Annotated in this window: 3 protein-coding genes; all 3 read left to right on the top strand. The window is 66.3% G+C overall.

Translation table 11 applies throughout. The features are described from left to right. Positions 1-5: 5 nt before the first annotated feature. On the top strand, positions 6-1,061 hold the full coding sequence (locus WA965_RS23825) for an ATP-dependent DNA ligase (protein WP_526300006.1): 1,056 nt from the start codon (positions 6-8) through the stop codon (positions 1,059-1,061). 1 nt (position 1,062) lies between these two features. After that, the gene (ligD, locus tag WA965_RS23820; protein ID WP_526299998.1) at positions 1,063-2,121 is read left to right on the top strand and encodes a non-homologous end-joining DNA ligase; all 1,059 of its coding nucleotides are present in this window, start codon (positions 1,063-1,065) and stop codon (positions 2,119-2,121) included. Positions 2,122-2,180: 59 nt separating this feature from the next. Next, the coding region (locus WA965_RS23815; protein ID WP_526448141.1) for a hypothetical protein at positions 2,181-2,556 on the top strand (376 nt) is incomplete at its 3' end.

Raw genomic sequence — 2,556 nt, 5'->3', positions numbered from 1 at the left:
GGAAGATCACCCGCCACGGCAACCCGCTCGGTGCTGACTCCACTCGACCTAATACCGTCACAGCCCGATCCTCCGCCCGCAGCCCTGCTCGGTTCGGAAGGCTCGCTGAAGTTCAGTCAACTAGACGAGCGCTGGTGTTCCGCGACGGCGACGAGGTGGTGCTGCTGTCGCGCAGCGGGAAGGGTCTGGGCCGCTATTTTCCCGAGGTTCTCGATGCGGTGCGCGACGAACTCGCGCCCCGCTGCGTTCTCGACGGCGAGATCGTCGTCCCGCGCGAGATCGCCGGCCGCACCCGGTTGGATTGGGAGTCGCTGAGCCAGCGCATCCACCCCGCCGAGTCCCGGGTGCGCAAGCTTTCCGAGGAGACCCCCGCACATTTCATCGGGTTCGACGCGCTCGCAACAGGCGACACCTCTCTGATGAAGGAGCCGTTCCGGGTGCGGCGGGAAGCGCTGGCAGACGCGGTCCTCCACAAGCAGTGGTGCCATGTCACCAGCACCACGGAGGATCCCGAGGTAGGCGCAACCTGGCTCGAGGAGTTCGAGGGAGCGGGTCTCGACGGGGTGATCGCCAAACGGCTCGACGGTCCGTATCTTCCCGGCAAGCGGGAGATGGTGAAGGTCAAGCACGCCCGTGACGCGGACTGCGTCGCGATCGGCTACCGGATCCACAAGAGCGGCGAGGGAATCGGGTCGGTTCTGCTCGGCCTCTACCGCGACGACGGTGAGCTGCAGATGGTCGGTGGCGCCGCGTCGTTCACCGCCAAGGCGCGGCTGTTGATGCTGGCCGAACTGGAGCCGCTGCGCCTCGGCGACGACGTCCGCGACGGTGAGCCCAGCCGGTGGAACTCCGCCGCTGACAAGCGCTGGATCCCGGTGCGCCCGGAGAAGGTGTGTGAGGTCGCCTACGACCAGATGGAGGGAAACACCGCCCACGGCAGGCGCTTCCGCCACGCGGTGAAGTTCATGCGCTGGCGGCCCGACCGCGACCCGGCCAGCTGTACCTTCGACCAGCTCGACGTTCCGCTGAACTACGATCTCTACGACGTTCTGGAGTCCTGACATGGCTGGAAAAAGCTCCGCTGCAACCGAAATCGACGTGGGCGGCATCAAGGTCCGGCTCACGAACCCGGACAAGCCGTACTTTCCGGCGCTCGGCAAAGACGGAACCAAAGGCAAACTCGTCGATTACTACCTGTCTGTCGCCGACCGCATGGTGACCCTGCTGCGGGACCGGCCCGTACATCTGCAACGGTTCCCCGACGGCATCGACGGCGAGGAGATCTACCAGAAGCGGTTGCCGCAGAAGCATCCCGATTACCTCGAGACCTGCACCGTGACGTTTCCGTCCGGGCGCACCGCCGACGCACTGAAGATCACCCACCCGTCGGCGATCGCGTGGGCCGCGCAGATGGGCTCGGTGACCCTGCACCCGTGGCAGGTGCGATGCCCTGACACCGAGCATCCCGACGAGCTGCGCATCGACCTCGACCCGCAGCCCGGCACCGGGTTCGCCGAAGCTGCGAGCGTCGCCGTAGACGTCCTCAAACCACTCCTCGACGAGCTGGGCCTGGTCGGCTACCCCAAGACGTCGGGTGGTCGTGGTGTGCATGTCTTCCTCCGCATCGCCACCGACTGGGACTTCATCGCGGTGCGGCGCGCCGGAATCGCGCTGGCCCGCGAAGTCGAACGGCGGGCTCCGGATGCGGTGACCACGTCGTGGTGGAAAGAGGAGCGTGGGGAGCGGATCTTCATCGACTACAACCAGAACGCCCGCGATCGCACGTTCGCGTCGGCGTATTCGGCGCGCAAGACCCCGATCGCCACGGTGTCGACGCCGCTGACCTGGGACGAACTGCGTGGTGCTGATCCCGACGACTACACGATCATCACGGTGCCGGAGTTCCTCGCCGGGCGGCCCGATCCGTGGGCGGACATCGACACGACAGCGCAATCGATCGAGCCGCTGCTGGAGATGGTCGCCGCCGACGAGGACCATGGCCTCGCTGACCTGCCGTATCCACCGAGCTACCCGAAGATGCCCGGGGAGCCGCCCCGGGTCCAGCCGAGCAAGAAGGTTGCCGAGCATTGGGACGAGCACGGTAACCGCGTCGAGGAGTAGCCCGTTACCCTGCTGAGGTGACCATCCGTAAGTTGCTCGCGACTATTGCGATCCTCGGGATGCTCGCCAGTGGTATCGGAATCGCGTCGGTGATGATCTTCAGCAACCCCACGCAACAGCAGGCGGAGCCCCCGCGCCGCACCCCGCCCCAGCCGCCGCCCCCGTCGGTGCCGACCAACGACGAGTTCCTGATCGGGGTGGCCGTCACCGCGCAGAACTGTGACCCCGCCGGTGCCTGCGTGTACACCTACACCATCGATCCGAAATATGTTGGGCTGCATCCTTTCCCGGAAACTCCGTTCACGGTGGAGTACGAGGTCGTCGGTGGGAACCAGCCTCAGCCCGGCCAGTTCACCGTCCAGGGTCAGCAGGCGCAGATCCTCACGGACGTCATGATCGAGGGTCCGCCCGGAGCCCAATTGCAGGCCAATGTGC

This window comes from Mycobacterium sp., assembly GCF_049683935.1.
Classification (GTDB): Bacteria; Actinomycetota; Actinomycetes; order Mycobacteriales; family Mycobacteriaceae; genus Mycobacterium.
Note: the sequence above shows the minus strand (reverse complement) of the source record. Positions and strands in the feature narration are given on the sequence as shown.

Excerpts from the sequence above, each read along its gene's own strand:
- ligD (WP_526299998.1), top strand. The coding sequence starts at position 1,063 with ATGGCTGGAAAAAGCTCCGCTGCAACCGAAATCGACGTGGGCGGCATC.